Here is a 19,862-nt window from a genome sequence, read left to right as displayed (position 1 = left end):
AAATGGCTATTCCAATTAATTTAATTGCAAGAATTCATCAGACGAAACAAAATAATATTCATGGATTCTTTGATAAGATAAAGACAAAAAAATGGGTGAAAGATTTGTACGAAGTACTTTTCCTTCCTCAGAATGACAATAGTGAAGAGCAGCTGAAAAGCAGGTTTGAGGATTTACAGAAAACACTTTTGGATCTGATCACGATTATCACAGCGGACAAAGAAAATGCAGAAACACATGTTAAACAGTTCTTTGAGACGCTCCCTGAATTGTATGACCAGCTTGTTTTAGACGCAAAATCTATTCTGGAATTCGATCCTGCTGCAGATTCTCTTGAAGAAGTATATCTTGCCTATCCGGGTTTCTTTGCCACTTATGTTTATCGTATTTCGCATCAGCTATGGAGCCAGGAAGTAAAAATATTACCACGTGTCATTTCAGAGTATGCCCACAGTAAAACAGGAATTGATATTCATCCGGGAGCAGTGATTGGAGAATCGTTTTTCATAGATCACGGAACAGGAATTGTTATTGGCGAAACCACCATTATAGGAAATCATGTTAAGATTTATCAGGGAGTAACTCTCGGAGCCTTAAATGTTTCCAAAGAAAAAGCCAACCAAAAAAGACATCCTAATATTGAAGATCACGTCATTATCTACTCAGGAGCAACAATTTTAGGAGGAAATACAACCATAGGCAGAGAAAGTATCATCGGTGGAAATGTTTGGGTTACCCAAGACGTACCTCCTCATTCTCTGGTTTACCATAAAAGTGAGATCAAAATAAAAGACAATAGTTCTTTACCGGAATCTTTAACTTTTGTAATTTAAAAACAGAAAAAATAAAAATTATATTGATATGAAATTTCAGAACGCATTAGAAACGATAGGGAATACACCCGTCGTAAAAATTAATAATCTTTTCAATACAGATCACGAAATCTGGATCAAACTTGAAAAAAGCAACCCTGGAGGTAGTATTAAGGACAGAATTGCATTAGCAATGATAGAAGACGCCGAAGCCAAAGGGTTATTAAACAAAGACAGTACAATTATAGAGCCTACAAGCGGAAATACAGGAATAGGACTTGCCTTGGTAGCTGCTGTAAAAGGATATAAGCTTATTCTGGTAATGCCTGAAAGCATGAGTATCGAACGCCGCAAGATCATGGAAGCTTACGGAGCTGAATTCGTACTGACACCAAGAGAAAAAGGAATGAAAGGTGCCATTGAAAAAGCAAATGAACTGGCAGAAGAAACTCCAAACTCATGGATTCCAAGACAGTTTGATAATCCTGCAAACGTAAAAGTACACACAGAAACAACCGCTCAGGAAATTTTACAAGACTTCCCTGATGGACTGGATTATATTATTACCGGAGTAGGAACCGGAGGACACATCACCGGAATTGCAAAAACCGTAAAAGAAAAATACCCCAACGTAAAAGTAATTGCCGTAGAACCGGAATTATCTCCCGTATTAAGCGGCGGAAGCCCGGCACCACATCCTTTACAGGGACTTGGAGCAGGATTTGTACCATCTATTTTAGATTTAACATTACTTGACGGAGTCATTACAGTAGGTAAAGACGAAGCTTACGAATATGCCATCAATGCAGCCAAAAAAGAAGGTCTTTTTGTAGGAGTTTCTACAGGAGCAGCTTTGGCAGCCATCGCAAAACATTTACCGGAAATACAATCTAACGCTAAAATCCTTACCATCAATTATGATACTGGAGAAAGGTATCTGTCTGTAGAAGGACTCTTCTAACACCTTAATTAACCGACTTCAATGAAAACAAATATAAAATCACCAAAGGTTTACCTTATCGGTGCAGGACCCGGCAACCCTGAACTGATCACTGTAAAAGCTGTAAATGCCATTGCAAAAGCAGACGTCATTTTATGTGACCGTCTTGTAAGCCCTGAAATCCTGGAAATGTACGCTAATAAAGGTACAGAAGTAATCTATGTAGGTAAAGAATGCAGCAAAAACGCATCTACTCCCCAATCTCATATCAATACCTTAATTGTGGAGTATGCCCGTCAAAATAAGACCATCGTAAGACTTAAAGGAGGTGATGTTTCCATCTTCTCCAATATTCTGGATGAATTGCAAGCTTTAAAACAAAACTACATTCCTTACGAAATCATTCCGGGAATTACAGCAGCGCTGGGAGCAGCAGCATTTGCAGGGATGCCTTTGACAGCAAGAGGATATTCAACATCTGTGCGTTTTCTGACGTATTACAAATCAGACATTCTTAATGAAGAATATTGGAAAGAACTTGCCACGACCAGTGATACCCTTGTTTTCTATATGTCTAAAGGAAATCTTACCAGCCTTGTAGAGAAATTCAGACAACTTGAAATTTCCGACGATAAAAAAATTGCAGTCATTGAACAGGCTACAACTCCTTACCAAAAAGTATACACCTCATCATTTGATGACTTCAACAAGACTTTTGGTGATAAAGTATTCGCTTCACCATCACTGGTAATTGTAGGAAAAATAGTAAATCTCCATGAAGAATTTTCGTGGTTGGAAAATACCGGAAAAGAAGGTCTTTATTTCAAATCGGTAGAGAATGGAAGTGTAATCCCAAACAATCAAAATTTCTTTGAATATGCTGTCTGAAACGAAACTCAATGTATTAAAACAAATATCTGTAGACTTATCCCGGGATGAAGCCATCTGGGCAAGCGGTTATCTTGCAGGGCTTGCTGGAGGAACCACATTAACAGCAGCTTTACCTCCACAACAAATTGATCACTCAATACAGAATACGGTAAAGAAAATAACTCTAGCTTATGGCACAGAAACCGGAAACAGTAAGAAACTTGCTACCTCATTAGCAGGAATCATTAAGAAAAATGGAATTCAGGTTAAATTAACTGACCTGTCTCAATACAAAGCGAAAGACCTTAGCAAAGAAGAATTCTTTTTTGTGGTCATCAGTACCCAGGGAGAAGGTGACCCTCCGGTTCTTGCCAAGAAATTCTATGATTATATCTACGAAAATGAAATCAATCTCAGCAATCTGAAATTTGGAGTTCTGGCATTGGGAGACAGCAGCTATCCTTTATTCTGTAAGACAGGAGAAGATGTTGACTCCCGCTTTGAAAACCTTGGCGGACAACGAATTATTCCATTAAAAAAATGTGATATTGATTACGAACAGGACGCACAGAACTGGATCGAGCACGTATTTGAAGCCGTTAATAAAACTTCAGGAATCAGTAGTAAAAATGCAACTGTGCAAAAGGTTTCAACCGGAAGAAAAAAATATCAGGGAAAAATATCAGCAATCCTTAATCTTAATGATATTACTTCTGAAAAAGAGACTTATCATATTGAAATAGAAACCGAAGAAGCATTAGTATATCAACCTGGTGCAGCATTAGGAGTTCTTCCATTTAATTCAAAAACAATTGTTGAGGAGATTATTACGTTAACAGGAATTGATCCTAAAAAACAAATTTCAACCTCAAAAATAACAGATACTGTTGAAGAGCTTTTACACAGGTATTTAAATATTAGCTACTTGCTTAAATCTGTCGTAGCTCAATATTCAAAAATAACAGGACATTCTATTCCCGAAGTTCGTTTGAGTCTTCTTGATCTTCTAAGAATTTATCCGGTAAAAAATGCAGAGGAATTTGAAGACGTGATTCAAATATTAACAGGTCAGGCACCCCGTCTGTACTCTATATCTTCATCACCGGAAGCCCATGGCGAAAATGAAATACATATCACTGTTGCCAAATCTGAGTTCTTTATTGACCATGAAAAACACAAAGGATTATGCAGTGGATTTTTAAGTGAATTTAATGAAGGAGAAGACGTTGAATTCTATATTCAGGATGCCGGGCACTTTAAACTTCCTGAACCGGATAAAGATATTATTATGATAGGACCGGGAACTGGAATTGCACCTTTCAGATCATTCCTTTGGGAGCGTGATGCGGTAGGAGGAGAAGGGAAAAACTGGCTGTTTTTCGGAGACAGGAATTTTGTCTCAGATTTTATTTATCAGGCTGAAATTCAGGATTTCCTTAAAACCGGAAGCCTTACCAATTTGGATCTCGCTTTTTCCAGAGACACCGCAGAAAAAATATATGTACAGCATAAGCTTGAACAAAAAGCACAGGAAGTTTTTTACTGGCTTGAAGGGGGAGCATCAGTGTATGTATGTGGCACAAAAGATCCTATGAGCCGGGATGTGGAAGACACCCTTTTGAATATTATTCAGCAACATGGAAAACGTAGCAAAGAAGAAGCACTTCATTATCTGGAAGAGATGGAGCTTAGCGGAAGGTATGCTAAAGACGTTTATTAAAGGAATCACAATTATTAAAAGAAAACAATTATGAGCAATAAAGATAATCTTTCACCGGTAGAAAGAATCAAAACCCAAAGTAATGGGCTCAGGGGAACATTAAAAGAAAGTCTTGCCGATGACTTTACTGGCGCAATAAGAGAAGATGATCAAACGCTGATCAAATTCCACGGAATGTACCAGCAGGACGACAGAGACAGAAGGGAAGAACGTGTTGCCAAAAAGCTGGAATGGCTGTATTCCTATATGATCAGACTTAGGCTCCCTGGTGGCTTTCTGACCTCAGATCAATGGATTGGTGTGAATGATATTGCTAAAGACCACTCCACAGGAACTATCAAAATAACAACAAGACAAACGCTTCAACTGCATGGTATTTTAAAATCACATTTAAGACCTACCATTCAAAGCTTTAATATCAATCATCTTGATTCCATTGCGGCATGTGGTGATGTCAACAGAAATGTGACCTGTACTGCAAATCCTTCAGAATCACCTTTACATCAGCAGACGTATGAACTGGCTGGTAAAATAAGTGAAATGTGTCTTCCAAAAACAAAGTCTTATTATGATGTCTGGATTGATGATGAACTTATTATTGACAGAAAAACAGAAGAAGACCCTTTGTATCAGGACAGATATCTTCCCAGAAAATTAAAAATTGGGATTGCAGTTCCTCCCAATAATGATGTAGATGTATTCATTAATGATATAGCGCTTATTGCTATTATTGAAAACAATGAGATTGTAGGCTATAACATTGCAGCAGGTGGAGGCTTAGGCGCTACACACGGAAATGAAGCTACTTATGCACGTCTTGCTTCCGTACTTGGATTTGTAGATACAGAAGAAAAGGCTTTAAAGGCTGTGTACGAAATCATCACCGTACAACGTGACTTTGGAAACAGAAGTGACAGAAAACTTTCAAGGTTAAAATACACTATTGATAAACTGGGAATAGATCAGTACAGGGCTGAAGTGGAAAAAAGAACCGGATTCAGTTTTAAGCCGGCAAGAGAATTTAAATTTGAACAAAGAAAAGACCGCTATGGCTGGACGCAGAATCATGAAGGAAAATGGTTTTATACAGTATTTGTAGAACACGGAAGAGTGCTGGATACAGAAGATTATCCTTTAAAATCAGGATTATTAAAAATTGCTCAGACCGCAAAGGTTAATTTCAGATTTACCTGTAATCAAAACCTGATTATTTCAGATATCAATGATCAGGATAAAGTATTAGTAGAAAACATTTTACAGGAGTATGGTATTTCAGCGTATACAGAAAATGCAAGTGCTTTGCGTAAAAATTCCGTTGCCTGTGTTGCTTTAAATACTTGTTCTCTGGCATTAGCAGAAGCGCAGCGATATTTACCGTCTTTAGTCACCAAAATAGAACCCATCCTTGAAAAACATGGTCTTTTAGAAGATGATATTACCATCAGAATGACAGGTTGCCCTAATGGTTGCGGACGTTCTCCCAATGCTGAAATAGGCTTTGTAGGAACCGCTTACGGCAAGTACAACCTGCACATCGGGGGAGACCGATTGGGGCTGAGACTGAATACAAAATTTAAAGAAAATATTGGTGAAGAAGAAATTCTGAACACTTTGGATGAGCTGTTTGGTATTTATATAAAGCAAAAACTTACAGAAGAAACATTTGGTGATTTTTCATACCGTTACTTACAAACCTTAAACTGAATATATGACTCATTTTCAATATGATCTGACAAAAAACAAAAACTATCAACCTCTTCTTTCAGGGAGACGAATGTGCATGTGTTGTTGATTCTCAAATAACAATACAAACAAAGTTGTCTGAACTTTGTACAACCACAAAAGGCACAAAAGCTTTCATTTTTTTAACACTTCAGTTCAATTCTTATTCATAAAATTTAGCTCTTAAAAAACTTAAGTGTTTAAAAATCTTATGCCTTGGTGGTTCAAAATAATCAATAATAAAGTTCAGACAGCTTCATTCTCAACCTAAAAATGAAGAAAAAATGAAAAACAAAAAACATGGAAATTTTCTGCCTAAAGCTGGTATTATTGCATTCACATTTCTATTTTTTAACCTGGTAGAAGCACAACAGCAGCTTATTGAGTTAAGTGGAACGATAAAAAACACAGGAACTCGTAAAGGTCTTGATTCCGTAAAAGTACAGATAGAAAATTCAGAAGACAACGCATTTACAGATGAATCCGGAAATTTTAAGATCAGAACAAGAGTTACCATTCCTTTTCGATTGGTTATTAATAAAGATGGTTTCAGCAGCCAAACTGTTGAAGTACTTTCATCATCCAATAAAATAACCATCGGACTCAATCCTCAGAATACAATTATTGACGCAGTTGTTATTTCAGCATCAAGAACTCCTGAAAAGATATTAAGATCTCCGATAGCCATCGAAAAAATTGATATTAAAACGATCAGAGAAAGTCCGGCTGCCTCTTTTTATGAAACTTTGGAAAATGTAAAAGGATTGCAATTGCTTACTTCCAGTCTTACATTGAAAATTCCCAATTCAAGAGGTTTTAATTCTCCGAATAACTTCAGATTTATGCAGCTCGTAGATGGAGTAGATGTACAGTCTGCCACTTTGGGTGTCCCTCTTGGCAACGCAATTGGTCCTACAGAACTCGATATTCAATCTATGGAAGTCACTCCCGGAGCGGCTTCAGCTTTGTATGGAATGAATGCTATTAACGGGCTTGCCAGCCTTCAAACAAAAGATCCGTTTACTTCACAGGGATTAAGTGTTTACTTTCGTGGCGGTGTCAATCATGTAGATAATTTTAATCATAAAATAAGTTCTCTGGGAGAAAGTGCGATCCGATTTGCCAAAGCACTCAATAATAACCTTGCCATTAAAGTCAATGCTTCTTACTTTACCGGAACAGACTGGATTTCAAATAATCAGACAGATCAGAACCCGGGTTCTCTGGTTACAGCCAATCCCAATTTTTCTCTGACAAATAATCCCGCCGAAGATCTTTGGAATAAATATGGCGACGAAAGAAACAACAGGGTAGCTGTAAAGGTGGATTATAATGGCAAACCAACCACTTTTAATGTTTCGAGAACAGGATATCTTGAAAAAGATCTGGTAAGTCCGGAGGTAAAGAACATAAAATTTGATGCAGGATTATATTACCGCTTTGGAGATCAATGGAAAGCATCTTACGTCTACCGATATGGGTTATTGGACGGAACTTTTCAGAGAGGAAATAAAATCCGTCTCCAGAATGCCACCGTTCAGAATCATAAAGTAGAACTTACAGGTAAAGAACTTACTTTCAGAGCCTATGTTTCTATTGAAAATACCGGTGATTCTTATAACTTAAAACCTTTAGCAGATAACTTAGATCTTACCAATCTTTCAAATAACAACTGGAAAAATATATTTCAGACGTCACTTCAGAATAATTTAAATGCAGGAGTAAACCTTAATGAAGCTTTCAATCTGGCAAGACAGTCAGCAGACAAAAATAGAGCAGTACCCGGAACCGCAGCCTTTGAACAGTTGAAAAACACCATCATCGGAATCAATAACTGGGACTCCGCCAACGCAGGAATTGTTGGCGCTCCAGCAACAGGCGGTGCAAAACTTGAACAGAAATCAAGATTTTATCAGGGAGAATTAACTTATGATTTTACTCGATTTATAAAAATATTCAATCTTCTTGCAGGAATAGATTACCGTTTGTACAGCATAACTCCGGATGGAAATAATTTTGTAGATTTTGACAGGCCTGTCACTGAAAGAAATATTCCATTATCCGATGGAACCTTCGGGAAAGACGTTGTTTATCAGAAATATGGAGCCTTTGCACAGATTACAAAAGTATTCTTTAATGATAAATTAAAGCTTAATGCTGCTTTACGTATAGACAGAAATCCAGAGTTTGAAGCTAAATTAAACCCAAGAATAAGTATTGTATATTCTCCTGTCAATCAACATAATTTCAGAGCATCTTTTCAAAATGGATACCGGTTTCCATCATTATTTGAAGCACTTTCTTTCGTTAATAACGGAAATGTACGTAGAGTAGGAGGTCTTTCAAAAGTAAATGACGGATTAGGCTATCTGGAAAATTCTTACACTTTAGCTTCTATTGATAAATTTACTTCTGCCGTAAATGCAGATATAGACAATGGAAAGAGCCAAACCCAGGCTGCTCAGAACAACAAACATCTCTTAGCTGTTGCTAATCTTCAAAAACTACAACCGGAAAAGATCAATTCATTTGAAGTAGGCTATAAATCTGTGTTCTTTAATAATAAACTCGTTCTTGACTGGGATTTTTATTACAATATCTATGAAGGATTTTTGGGACAGGTAGAAGTAGCAGTTCCCAAAAACAGTCAGATCGGAAGCAATACTGCTGTTCTTGCCATGCTTGACCGAAGCAAACAGGATCGTTACAGAGTTTACACCAATAGCAACACCACTTATAAAAGCTATGGAACCTCATTAGGCATCCGTTATAACATTGCCGGAAATTACAACGTCAATGCCAACGTATCTTATAATGATCTTGCTTCCAATAATTCATCAGATCTGTTTATTACAGCATTCAACACTCCAAAATGGATGATCAATGTAAGTGTAGGAAACAGAGAGATTATCAAAAATATTGGATTTACGCTTGTGGCAAGATGGCAGAACAGTTTTATGTGGGAAAGTCCTTTAGCATCAGGAAACATTCCCGCTTATTATACCATAGATGCTCAGGCTACTTGGAAACTTCCAGAAATTCATGCTAATGTAAAAATCGGAGCAACGAATTTGCTGAACAGACGTTACTTTCAATACGCAGCAGGTCCTGAGATCGGAGGTTTATATTATCTCGCATTTACATATGACTTAAAACTGTAATCAAAATGAGTAATTCCTTATATCCTGTATTTTTAAAGCTTGAAAAATTATCATTACTGATCATCGGAGGCGGAAAAATTGCCCTCGAAAAGCTGGAATCTGTCTTAGGTAATTCTCCTGAAACTTCTATAACATTGGTTGCGAAGGAAATTATTCCAGAAGTTATTGCTTTGCAGAATCGGTTTCCTAATATCATATTGCATGAAAGACCTTATCATATCAATGATTTTGATAATTCAGATCTTGCCATTATTGCGGTAAATGATATTGCTTTGGCTGAGCAGATTCGTGAACAGGCACAACAAAAAAATGTATTGGTTAATATTGCAGATAAACCTGATCTGTGCGATTTCTACTTAGGTTCAATTGTCAAAAAAGGAAGTCTTAAAATAGCTATTTCAACCAACGGGAAATCTCCAACTATCGCAAAAAGACTCAGAGAAACATTTACAGAAATGATTCCTGACGAAATGGATCTTGTGCTGGATAATATGCAAAATATCCGCAATCAGTTACAGGGAGATTTTAATTATAAAGTAACAGAACAGAACTCAACAAAATAACTACACAATATCTGTCTGAAGGAGCACTTCCTGCAAAAAAAGACGATCTTGAAATTGAAAAACTGATCCATATTACCAAAACGGCTCAGAGAAAAGCAAATATCTATCTTGCTATAATAGGAGTAATGCTTCTTTTCGGGGTATTTGGACTGGTAATTTATCAATTCAATCTGGCTGATGATATTCAGAATTTTCTTAATAAAGACGGTCACATCTTTTACTGGATGCTGTTTGCAGGTTTTGTTGCTGAAATTGTTGCCGGATCAATGGGAATGGGATATGGTGTGATCTGTACTACCATTTTATTATTACTGAATGTTCCACCACCTGTAGTAAGTGCAAGCATTCACTCTGCAGAGTCATTTACAACTGCTGCGGGAGGGTTCAGTCATTATAAACTAGGGAATGTCAATAAAAAAATGGTTTGGGTTTTATTTCCGCTTGCCATTGTAGGATCAATCATTGGGGCTTTAACCTTATCTCATTATGGTGAACATTACGCTCATATTGTGAAACCTATCATTGCCTTTTATACTTTATATTTGGGAGTAAATATTCTGAAAAATGCCTTTAAGGATAAGAATAAAAGCCGTATTAAAACCAAGAGAAAAACCAATCTCAGAGTATTAGGTTTCGTGGGAGGTTTCATAGATTCCTTTGCGGGGGGCGGATGGGGACCTTTAGTAACCGGAACACTGATCAAAGAAGGGAGAATTCCCCGTTACGTTGTCGGTAGTTCAACGGTAGCCAAATTTCTACTGACTGTCACAAGTGCTATTACATTCATCTTTACCATTGGCATCCATCATTGGAATATTGTTTTAGGGCTGCTGCTTGGTGGCGTTTTTACAGCTCCGTTTTCAGCCATGCTTACCTCCAAATTGCCAACCAAGAAAATGTTTATCGTTGTTGGATTTGTAGTCATTATGATGAGTCTGGTTACCATATTCAAATCATTTTTATCATAAATGTTTTTAGGATAATCTGAAATTAAGTAAAAGTACTGAAGCGTTCATTTCTCAGTATGATTACCTTTGATCTGTTCACAGGTTAAAATCCAATGTGAGCACTTATCAAAACAACAACTGATTAAAACTAAAACCATGAAAAAATTAAACAGAAAAACATTAAAGAACATTGTCGGTGAAATTGGTATAGAATTGAATTTACCGCTTCCGGTAGGGATCTGTATCGGAAACCTTATCAGTCTCTGCCCTCCAAACTCTCATTGCCGCGCAGATGAAAAGTGTTATCCCGACGTTGCAGGTCCATGCATTAATGGATTATGTCCCTCAGGTTACTTATGTCGCTCAGGTGAATGTATTCGATAAAATTATTTATATTAAAATTGAAATCCCTTTACTTATTGCAGTAAAGGGATTTTTTATCTTAAAGCCTATAATTTCATTTTTTGAAATAAGTAAACATTGTTTTCAATAGCACAAAATCTATTTTCTGTCTTTTATTCCTATGAACTTCAAAGCATTAGAAGTTAAAAATATATCATCAAAAACAGTCAGTGATTCTACATCATTGAAGCCTGTAGGTAACAGATCGCTTTTATTAAAGGATAATTCGATAGATAGATCATACGAGGCAACAATTCTTACCTTAGAATATCCGTTATAATCAACTCTGAATCCTTCAAACAAACACTTACGTTCTGCTTTCTGATATTCGCCATATTCTTCAAAACCAGCCATATTAGTTCTCTCACCATCATTATGTTCAAGTGATTTCCATGATGTATAATTCTTAGGCTCTTTCAGTATATTTCCCTGCGAATCTACAGGAACAAACATTCCAAGAACTAAAGTCTGTTTTAAAAAATTGGCATAATTATTCATCAAACTTAATGTTTGAAGATCTGCATATCCTTCGTGGGCATAATATTCCAGCACAAAGGTAGTCATCGGAATCAGCTTGTGAGAAGCATCAGTCGGCATAGTGTGTCTTTATCTTTAATCGGGCGATAAAATTAGTATTTTTATTTGCGTTTCCCAACGTAACATTAGCAATAGAGCCGTATTTATACCCATTCTGAATAACAATAACGAAAAGTTACCTGCTCATTTTTCAGTATTTTTGTAATTATAACAGGAATAATGATAGTGAACACATCTTTAAAGGATATTGAAGCAGTCCTTAGTTTATATAAAATGGCTTCCGATTTTAAGAAAACTGTATCCGGAGTACAATGGCCCGAATTTGAGCGAAGTATGATAGAAACAGAAATCGAAGAAAACCGCCATTTTAAAATTGTAGTGGATGAAAAAGTAGCTTGTGTCTGGAGCATTACTTATGAAGATCTACAGGTTTGGGGTGAAAAAAGTGCGGATCCGGCTATCTACATTCACAGAATTGCAACTAATCCTAATTTCCGCGGGCAAAAATTTGTAGAACAGATTGTAGAATGGGCAAGGAAATTTGCAAAGGAAAATCATAAACTATATGTAAGAATGGATACCACAGCAGGAAATCAAAGACTGATCGATTATTATGTAAAATGTGGTTTTTCTTATCTGGGCGAAAAAAAGATGACCGATACAGAAGGACTTCCCAATCATTATCACAATGCGACAATGGGACTTTTCCAATTAGAAATATAAAATTAAACTGACTGGTTTTACAAATCTTGGAGGAATAGTTTTAAGTTTAATACTTAAATACTCATTATAAACAACTCATTTTCAATGTATAATTTCGATTTATTTTAAAAAGACTATCTTTACCATTCACCAAACAAAATATTATCAATATGTCAGTAACACCAGAAGGAGCCAGGAAGGCTCAGTTATCTCTATCTGAAAGAGCACCGGTTGCACATGCCGTTCTTTCAGGAGCAGAAAACATTTCAAAATACAACACTGGAGTCTGCCACGATGTTGTTGCTTATGCCTTGTATATGCGGGGTGCAAGTATCAGTCCGGACGAACTTGCAGGGTCTTCAGGACAAAAATGGTTAAACAAATTTAACTATCCCGCAGGAGAAAAATGGAATGGATATTCTCCAATTCCCAAAGGAAAAGCCATTGGATTTTATAGACTTATAGACAAAACATGGTTTCATTCAGCGATTACAACAGGAAACGGAAACGAAATCAGATCTGTTAACGGATTTACATTAGGTTCTACATGGTCTGTACCCGTAGATATGAAATGGGTACTTGGTAAAAAAAATTCTGATGGTACTTTCAATTATGACGGAACCAAAATAGAAGTGTATATCTCTCCTTTATAGAAGATATTCTTATTCACTTTATTTTTTGCCACGAATGCACAGATTATTTTATTAGTGCATTCGTGGCAATTATATTTTTACAATAAAATACTAAGCATTACTACATTTCGGGCAAATTCCACTGATAATAAAATTGTACTCCTCAGCAATAAAGTTATCTGGCAAACTGATTTCAGGGATAGCGTTTTCAATACAGGTTACAGAGTTGCATTTTTTGCAATTAAAATGAACATGATTGTGAAAATGCTGTTCATTACTACATTTACCACTGCATTTCGCAAAATTAACAACACCATCCACATTAACAATCCTGTGAATAGATCCTTCATTTTCAAGCCTTTCCAAAACTCTATAAATCGTAACTCTATTACACAAATCACCTAATTTTTTTTGAATATCAGAATGACTTAAAGCCACCTCAGAATCCATAATGAGGTTTAATATTTCAGTTTTTGCTTGGGTATTTCTGACTTGCTTCATTTTTTAATGCAACAAAGTTGCGTTATTTAATTTTTATATTTACATTTGCAACAAAGTTACAACAAGAAAATTAAATCCTAATCCATATGAAATCAAAACTTCTTGATGCAATAGGAATATCGGCTGCTGTATTATGTCTGATTCACTGTATTGTTTTCCCTTTATTACTGATTATTCCTTTAGGAATATCACACAACCCATATATTGATCTTGCTTTTCTTATTATCGGAACCTTAGTTGTTTTCAGAATTACGAAACAAGTAAAAAATCCATGGCTGAATGTTTTATTTTGGGGATCTATTGTTTTAATTGCAGTTTCTGTAATGGCAGATTTTATTTTCGAAGTACATCTTCCTTTAATCTATGTAGGCGCTGCAGGATTAATCACAGCACATCTTATTAATTTTAAGAATCACAAGCATTAAAATATATTTTTTACACAGTATTTTTCATATCATATTTTACATTTTTAACTGGTTTTAAAACAGGCTCTTCAATTAATTTTGAAGAGCCCGTTTATTATATTGAAAAAATATATTCTAAACCTTTATGATGATTTTTTACGACGACCGGAAACTTTCTTGTCTAATTCTTTAATATCCTGTCTCAGTTCACGGAACATTTCTTTAAAGTTATAGCTTTCATAATCTCCAGGTTCAAAATCCTCCGGGAAAATACCAGAAGCATACTGCCAGATCTCTACAATGTCTTCAAACGGAATATCATAAGGTTCATAAAAAGAATTGTCTGCACTTACACAGATAGCAGTTCCCTTATTTTCTTTAAAACGCTTATAGGTAATTCCATCATTAAGAGTGATAAAAACATAGGTTTTTCCAGGCTTAAGTTCCTCAATTCCCTCTACATATTTTCCTACAATATAAGAACCATTTCTAAAAGGCGGCATCGAATCACCGTCAGCTGGGAAAGCTCTGTATTTACCATTAGTTAAAAAGGGTAGAGCAATTCGCTGAAGACCTTCAATATATTCTACATCGCTATATCCTTCAAGATACCCCATAGATGCTTTTTGTGGAATAATTTCAATGGTATCATTACCCAGATCATCCACTGCTACCGGAAGAACAATCCTGTTATCAGGTAGTTTAAGCATGTCGTCTGTTGAATATTTCTGCAAATCTACAGACAACAAAAGGTCTATACTTACATGAAAATATTTGGCGATTCTAATCAGAAGTTCTATAGGTGGTTCTGAAATCCCGTTTTCATATTTGGAGTATCTCACTCGGGAGATCGTCAGATCATCAGCTACGTTTTGTTGAGAAAGCTTTCTCTTAGCTCTTAAGGAGCGTATATTATTTGAAAAAATTGACATTGATACAAGTATGTAGGCAAAAATACGAAATTTGAGGTCGTTATTCAATGATTAGGAACCTGTTTTACCATAAAAATAGAAGAAATCCACCTTTTTATTGCTCAGTTCATTCAAAATCCTAGATCTAAAGCCGCCAAAAACGATAAAATTCCTCTTTTTAAGATTAAAAAATTTTCTTTTTAAAGCTTGAAATATTAAGGATAAAAAAACTTCACTTGTTGTTGAAAAAATAACTCTAAAATTCATAATTGGAAATATATTTATTAACAAATAGTAAATCAATCAAATATAATTAAAAAATGATATTTTCATAAATTACCAATTATATTAACGAAATATTAAATAGTAAAATTGTTTGATTATTTTATTCGAAACAATATGAACATATAATTATTTGTCATATATTTGTGAAGTATTAATCATATAAAATCTTAATCATGAAAAATTTCAAAAAACTAGACAGAAACAAACTAAAAACTATTTCAGGAGACGGACTACTTGATCCAATCGGAGGATTATTAGGAGGTCTTGGAGGTGTAATTGGTGGCGTTGTTGGCGGCCTAGGTGGAGTTATCGGCGGAGCTGTAGGAGGCGTAGGCGGTGTTGTTGGTGGCGTTGTTGGCGGTGTAGGTACTATTGTTGGTAATGCATTATGTCAAACTCAGTGCGTTGTCAACGGTGTAATTCACATCAAGTTACTTGAATGTGGATCTACTTGCTAAGATAAAACGAACAAGCACTTAAAAAAGTATAACCGCTCTTTTCAGAGCGGTTTTATTATGTAAAAAATTATTTACTATATGGTTAATCCATGATTATTTTTCACTTCTGCCATTACAAATGTACTGTGAGTGCTACCAATAGAATCTACAGAGCCTAGTTTATTAAAAACAAAATCCTGATAGTGTTTCATATCCCTAACCTGAACTTTCAGCAGAAAATCAAAATCCCCGGAGATATTATAACATTCTGCAACTTCTTCAATCTCCAGAATTTCTTTTACAAAATCATACCCTACAGATCTGTCATGAATTTTTAATTTAATCTGACAGAAAACAGTGAATCCACGGTTGAGTTTTTCAGCATCCAAAACAGCTGCATAACTTTTAATGTAGCCTTCCTGCTCAAGTCTTTTCACCCTTTCAAAAACAGGGGAAGGAGAAAGGTTAATTTCCTTCGCAAGCTCTTTTACGGTCAATTTTGCATTGTTTTGAAGCAATCGAAGCAGCTTCAGATCTTTATCATCAAGTTGTTCCACAGAATATTATTCTTTTAGCGTTTAAAATTTGTCAAATTTACAGAATTATATTCTATTAAAAATAAATATTAAAGCTTTATTTGCTTAATAAATAACAATTAATTGATAATAAATTCTGTATTACTAATTTTACACAAAATTAAAATCTTCTATCAAAATAATCATTTGATAAAAGTACAGTTCTTTACATATCTTCATCAAACGGAAAAGGTTTTACTTAAGGTAAATTAATAGGGAATCGTGTGCAAATCACGAGCTGTCGCGCAACTGTAAGTAACATACCAAAGGCTTCTGTCCTTGTATATCCACTGTGAAAGCGGGAAGGATGACGGAAGCTGTTACAAGTCAGGAGACCTGCCTTTACTGAATTGACAATGCTTTCGCGGTCTGAAGCTTTGAGTCATACAGATGATATATTGTGCTGCAGTTTCATATAAGATGGAATCGCTGGTTATTTATATCATTTATATTCAAAATTTCATACCTGCAAAACATTACGAAGCATTCAAAGGACTTTTTTTAACAATAAGTTTAATTAAAAGTATTAAAAATGCAAACACACATTCTGGGCTATCCGCGTATTGGTAGCAAAAGAGAGCTTAAAAAAGCCTGCGAACAGTATTGGGCAGGGAAAATTGTTTTGGAGGAACTTCTTACAGTAGGAAGAAATATCTGTAGCCAAAACTGGAATATCCAGAAAGAAGCAGGAATAGATCTGATTCCCTGCAATGATTTTTCTTATTATGATCAGGTATTAGATATGAGTTTAATTGTTGGAGCCATTCCTTCACGTTACCATGAAGTTGCCCTTAAAAAGAACAATTCTGAACTGGATCTTTATTTTGCAATGGCAAGGGGGTATCAAAAAGACGGATTGGATATTACAGCTATGGAAATGACGAAATGGTTTGATACTAATTATCATTATATCGTTCCGGAATTCTACAAAAATCAACAGTTTAAGCTTACTTCAGATAAAATTTTCAATGAATTCGCAGGTGCAAAACAAGCTGGAATCAATGCTAAACCTGTGATTATCGGACTTGTTTCTTATTTACTTTTAGGAAAGGAAAAGGAAGAAGGATTTGATAAATTGGATCTTGTTTCAAATATCCTTCCTGTCTACATTGAAATACTATCAAAACTTCAGGCTCAGGGCGCTGAATGGATTCAGTTTGATGAACCCTTTTTAGCTTTAGACATAGCAGACGACGCGAAAGAAGCATATCTCAAGGTTTATTCAGAGCTTAGAAAGCAATTTCCTAAATTAAAGTTCATTATCGCAACGTATTTTGAAGGGTTAAAAAATAATTTACCTCTTGCTGTTTCACTTCCTGCTGATGTCTTACATATTGATCTGGCAAGAAACCCTGAACAGTTAGGAGAAGTACTTGAATCTATTCCTGACAATCTGGGATTATCTCTTGGAGTTGTAGACGGAAGAAATATCTGGAAAAACGATTATGAAAAGTCTTTATCTTTCATTAAAAAAGCTCTTGAAAAACTAGGGTCTGAAAGGATATTCATTGCCCCATCTTCGTCTTTGCTTCATTCACCATGTGATTTAGAATTTGAAACTAATATTGATCCTGAAATTAAAAACTGGTTAGCCTTTGCAAAGCAAAAAGTGAAAGAGGTTGTAGTCCTTAAAGAATTGGCTTCAAATGCAGAGAGCTCAACTTTTCTTGCAGATTTTGAGGAAAATAAAAAAGCAATTTCAACCAGAAAAACTTCTTTACTGATCCACAATGAGAATGTAAAAGAAAGATCAGCAGCAGTAACGGAAAAGGATTCACAAAGGAAAAATACATTCCCAACCCGTAGAGAGGAGCAACAGAAAGTCTTACAATTACCATTGTTTCCCACAACTACCATCGGGTCTTTTCCTCAAACTACAGAAGTAAGAAACTGGAGAGCAAAATTTAAGAAGGGAGAATTAACAGCCGAACAATATGATGCTTTATTAAAAGAAGAAACCCAAAGAACTATCCGCTGGCAGGAAGAAATAGGAATAGACGTTCTCGTTCATGGGGAATTTGAACGTAATGATATGGTGGAATATTTCGGAGAGCAATTGGAAGGATTTGCATTTACTAAAAATGGCTGGGTTCAAAGCTACGGAAGCCGTTGTGTGAAACCACCGATCATCTTTGGAGATGTTTTCAGACCTGACCCAATGACGGTATATTGGTCGCAATATGCGCAATCTCAAACCAATCAATGGGTAAAAGGAATGTTAACGGGTCCTGTCACAATTTTACAATGGTCATTCGTACGTGATGATCAGCCGCGTTCTGAAACCTGTAAGCAGATTGCTCTGGCAATTCGTGATGAAGTAAACGATCTTGAAAAAGCTGGAATCAGGATTATCCAGATTGATGAGCCGGCAATACGTGAAGGTCTTCCTCTAAGAAAATCTGATTGGCAAACCTACCTGAAATGGGCTGTGGAAGCTTTCAGAATCTCAGCCAGCGGAGTAGAAGATGCAACCCAGATCCATACCCATATGTGCTATTCTGAATTCAATGATATTATTAAAAATATTGCGGATATGGATGCTGATGTTATCACGATAGAATGTTCCCGCTCACAAATGGAGCTCTTGAATGCTTTTGCAGACTTTAAATATCCAAATGAAATCGGTCCTGGTGTTTATGATATTCATTCACCAAGAGTTCCGTCTAAAGAAGAAATGATTGAGCTGCTGAAAAAGGCTCAGGATGTAATTCCTGCTCATCAGCTTTGGGTAAATCCTGATTGTGGATTAAAAACCAGACATTGGGATGAAACTGAAAAAGCTTTAATTGCAATGGTAGCTGCAGCTAAAGAAGCTTCTTTGGAATATTCAGCATAATTATTTTCAATATATAAAAAGCATCCAATTGGATGCTTTTTGATTTATATTATTTTGAAAACAGAAATAAACATATCTAAGTCTATAGTTTAGATTTCTCCCATTACAAACATATTCTCCATCGTAGGAACAGAACTTCCGCCTTCTTTTTCAAGGGTAATCGCAAAAGCCTGCGCTTTTGAAATACTGGCTAAAGCAACTAAACTGTCTTTATTTTCTGAATACATTCCGGCATTTACCGGTTTTCCGTCTGCAATTGCCCAAAGCTGATACTGCATGCCTTCCGGAGCCTTAGGAAGATTTTCTGCATTAAGGTAAACTTCTTTTGTCTTTTTATCCCAGAATACCATTGCTTTAGCATCCTGATGCTTTTCAACTCCTTTTAGCATTACCATTTGCATATCAGGATTGGAAAACATAGCCATTTTTTGATTCATTTTCTGCATTGCTACATCCTGAGATTTCTTCTCAGAATTCATTTGTGCAATTTCTTTCTGATTTTCAGTTTGTTTATTAAGCCAAAACAGATTTCCTGCAATACTCACTAGAAATAAAACAGAAGCAGCAATGCCTAATGTTTTCCAGTTATTGTTCCTTTTAATTTCGACATTTACTTCCAGTGGTTTCATAACCGGAGCTTCTTCTATAGAACCCACATGAATTCCTTCTTCAGAAGATTGCTCTTTCTGGATTTTATTCCAGATTTTAGCTTTCAAATCACTTGGAGGTGTTATAGCTTGTGCCGTAGCAAGATCTTCCAACGTTTTCTGTGCTTCTTCAAAAGCTTCTTTTACTTCAGCATTATTTTTCATCACACACTCCAAAATTCCTGCTTCCTCAGGAGAAGCATGACCTAGAATATAAGATTCTATAATTCCGGATGATATGTATTCTTTAGTGTTCAA

General features: G+C 35.8%; 18 protein-coding genes and 1 riboswitch. Of the genes, 13 read left to right on the top strand and 5 right to left on the bottom strand.

The features are described 5' to 3' along the window. The first annotated feature begins 2 nt into the window (after positions 1-2). From epsC to BW983_RS24315, 8 genes are all read left to right on the top strand, one after another. Positions 3-833 (top strand): serine O-acetyltransferase EpsC, encoded by an 831-nt coding sequence (gene epsC / locus BW983_RS05160; protein ID WP_076550417.1) that lies wholly within the window; start codon positions 3-5, stop codon positions 831-833. Positions 834-861: 28 nt separating this feature from the next. After that, positions 862-1,773 carry a cysteine synthase A gene (cysK, locus tag BW983_RS05155; RefSeq protein ID WP_076550415.1) on the top strand — a complete coding sequence of 304 codons (912 nt, stop codon included), beginning with the start codon at positions 862-864 and terminating at the stop codon, positions 1,771-1,773. Between the two features lie 21 nt (positions 1,774-1,794). Next, positions 1,795-2,640: a uroporphyrinogen-III C-methyltransferase gene (gene cobA, locus BW983_RS05150; RefSeq protein ID WP_076550413.1), complete on the top strand. Its 846-nt coding sequence runs from the start codon at positions 1,795-1,797 to the stop codon at positions 2,638-2,640. Further along, positions 2,630-4,342, top strand: a complete 1,713-nt coding sequence (locus BW983_RS05145) for a diflavin oxidoreductase (RefSeq protein WP_076550411.1) — start codon at positions 2,630-2,632, stop codon at positions 4,340-4,342. The genes cobA and BW983_RS05145 overlap by 11 nt, the downstream gene beginning before the upstream one ends. A gap of 30 nt (positions 4,343-4,372) precedes the next feature. Beyond that, on the top strand, positions 4,373-6,046 hold the full coding sequence (locus BW983_RS05140) for an NADPH-dependent assimilatory sulfite reductase hemoprotein subunit (protein WP_076550409.1): 1,674 nt from the start codon (positions 4,373-4,375) through the stop codon (positions 6,044-6,046). Positions 6,047-6,348: 302 nt separating this feature from the next. Continuing rightward, on the top strand, positions 6,349-9,225 hold the full coding sequence (locus BW983_RS05135) for a TonB-dependent receptor (RefSeq protein WP_076550407.1): 2,877 nt from the start codon (positions 6,349-6,351) through the stop codon (positions 9,223-9,225). Between the two features lie 5 nt (positions 9,226-9,230). Next, positions 9,231-9,788, top strand: a complete 558-nt coding sequence (locus tag BW983_RS24320) for a precorrin-2 dehydrogenase/sirohydrochlorin ferrochelatase family protein (protein WP_076550405.1) — start codon at positions 9,231-9,233, stop codon at positions 9,786-9,788. A gap of 125 nt (positions 9,789-9,913) precedes the next feature. Next, entirely contained in the window at positions 9,914-10,756 is an 843-nt protein-coding gene (locus tag BW983_RS24315; protein WP_228408960.1) for a sulfite exporter TauE/SafE family protein, read from the top strand. A gap of 480 nt (positions 10,757-11,236) precedes the next feature. Here the strand turns inward: BW983_RS24315 and BW983_RS05115 are convergent, their stop codons facing one another. Then, positions 11,237-11,734 (bottom strand): hypothetical protein, encoded by a 498-nt coding sequence (locus tag BW983_RS05115; protein ID WP_076550400.1) that lies wholly within the window; start codon positions 11,732-11,734, stop codon positions 11,237-11,239. A gap of 159 nt (positions 11,735-11,893) precedes the next feature. Between BW983_RS05115 and BW983_RS05110 the strand changes: the two genes are divergently transcribed. Beyond that, positions 11,894-12,397: a GNAT family N-acetyltransferase gene (locus tag BW983_RS05110; protein WP_076550398.1), complete on the top strand. Its 504-nt coding sequence runs from the start codon at positions 11,894-11,896 to the stop codon at positions 12,395-12,397. A 149-nt stretch (positions 12,398-12,546) separates the two neighbouring features. Then, entirely contained in the window at positions 12,547-13,029 is a 483-nt protein-coding gene (locus BW983_RS05105) for a hypothetical protein (protein WP_076550396.1), read from the top strand. A 90-nt stretch (positions 13,030-13,119) separates the two neighbouring features. Here BW983_RS05105 and BW983_RS05100 read toward each other — a convergent pair whose 3' ends face one another. Continuing rightward, the gene (locus BW983_RS05100; protein ID WP_076550394.1) at positions 13,120-13,509 is read right to left on the bottom strand and encodes a Fur family transcriptional regulator; all 390 of its coding nucleotides are present in this window, start codon (positions 13,507-13,509) and stop codon (positions 13,120-13,122) included. A gap of 86 nt (positions 13,510-13,595) precedes the next feature. Here BW983_RS05100 and BW983_RS05095 point away from each other — a divergent pair, with 86 nt between their 5' ends. Further along, the gene (locus tag BW983_RS05095; protein WP_076550392.1) at positions 13,596-13,934 is read left to right on the top strand and encodes a MerC domain-containing protein; all 339 of its coding nucleotides are present in this window, start codon (positions 13,596-13,598) and stop codon (positions 13,932-13,934) included. A gap of 122 nt (positions 13,935-14,056) precedes the next feature. Here the strand turns inward: BW983_RS05095 and BW983_RS05090 are convergent, their stop codons facing one another. Next, entirely contained in the window at positions 14,057-14,845 is a 789-nt protein-coding gene (locus BW983_RS05090; RefSeq protein ID WP_076550390.1) for an XRE family transcriptional regulator, read from the bottom strand. 437 nt (positions 14,846-15,282) lie between these two features. Between BW983_RS05090 and BW983_RS05080 the strand changes: the two genes are divergently transcribed. Beyond that, complete coding sequence (locus BW983_RS05080) at positions 15,283-15,567, top strand: bacteriocin-like protein (protein ID WP_076550386.1); 285 nt, start codon at positions 15,283-15,285, stop codon at positions 15,565-15,567. 74 nt (positions 15,568-15,641) lie between these two features. Here the strand turns inward: BW983_RS05080 and BW983_RS05075 are convergent, their stop codons facing one another. Continuing rightward, positions 15,642-16,103: an Lrp/AsnC family transcriptional regulator gene (locus BW983_RS05075; protein ID WP_076550384.1), complete on the bottom strand. Its 462-nt coding sequence runs from the start codon at positions 16,101-16,103 to the stop codon at positions 15,642-15,644. A 191-nt stretch (positions 16,104-16,294) separates the two neighbouring features. Next, a riboswitch (cobalamin riboswitch) is annotated at positions 16,295-16,479 on the top strand. A 174-nt stretch (positions 16,480-16,653) separates the two neighbouring features. Here BW983_RS05075 and metE point away from each other — a divergent pair. Beyond that, complete coding sequence (metE, locus tag BW983_RS05070) at positions 16,654-18,957, top strand: 5-methyltetrahydropteroyltriglutamate--homocysteine S-methyltransferase (RefSeq protein WP_076550382.1); 2,304 nt, start codon at positions 16,654-16,656, stop codon at positions 18,955-18,957. An 89-nt stretch (positions 18,958-19,046) separates the two neighbouring features. Here the strand turns inward: metE and BW983_RS05065 are convergent, their stop codons facing one another. After that, positions 19,047-19,862, bottom strand: coding sequence for an anti-sigma factor (locus BW983_RS05065; protein ID WP_076550380.1), 816 nt, complete (start codon positions 19,860-19,862; stop codon positions 19,047-19,049).

Source organism: Chryseobacterium ureilyticum (assembly GCF_900156735.1).
GTDB lineage: Bacteria > Bacteroidota > Bacteroidia > Flavobacteriales > Weeksellaceae > Chryseobacterium > Chryseobacterium ureilyticum.
This window is presented reverse-complemented; position numbering and strand designations above follow the sequence as displayed.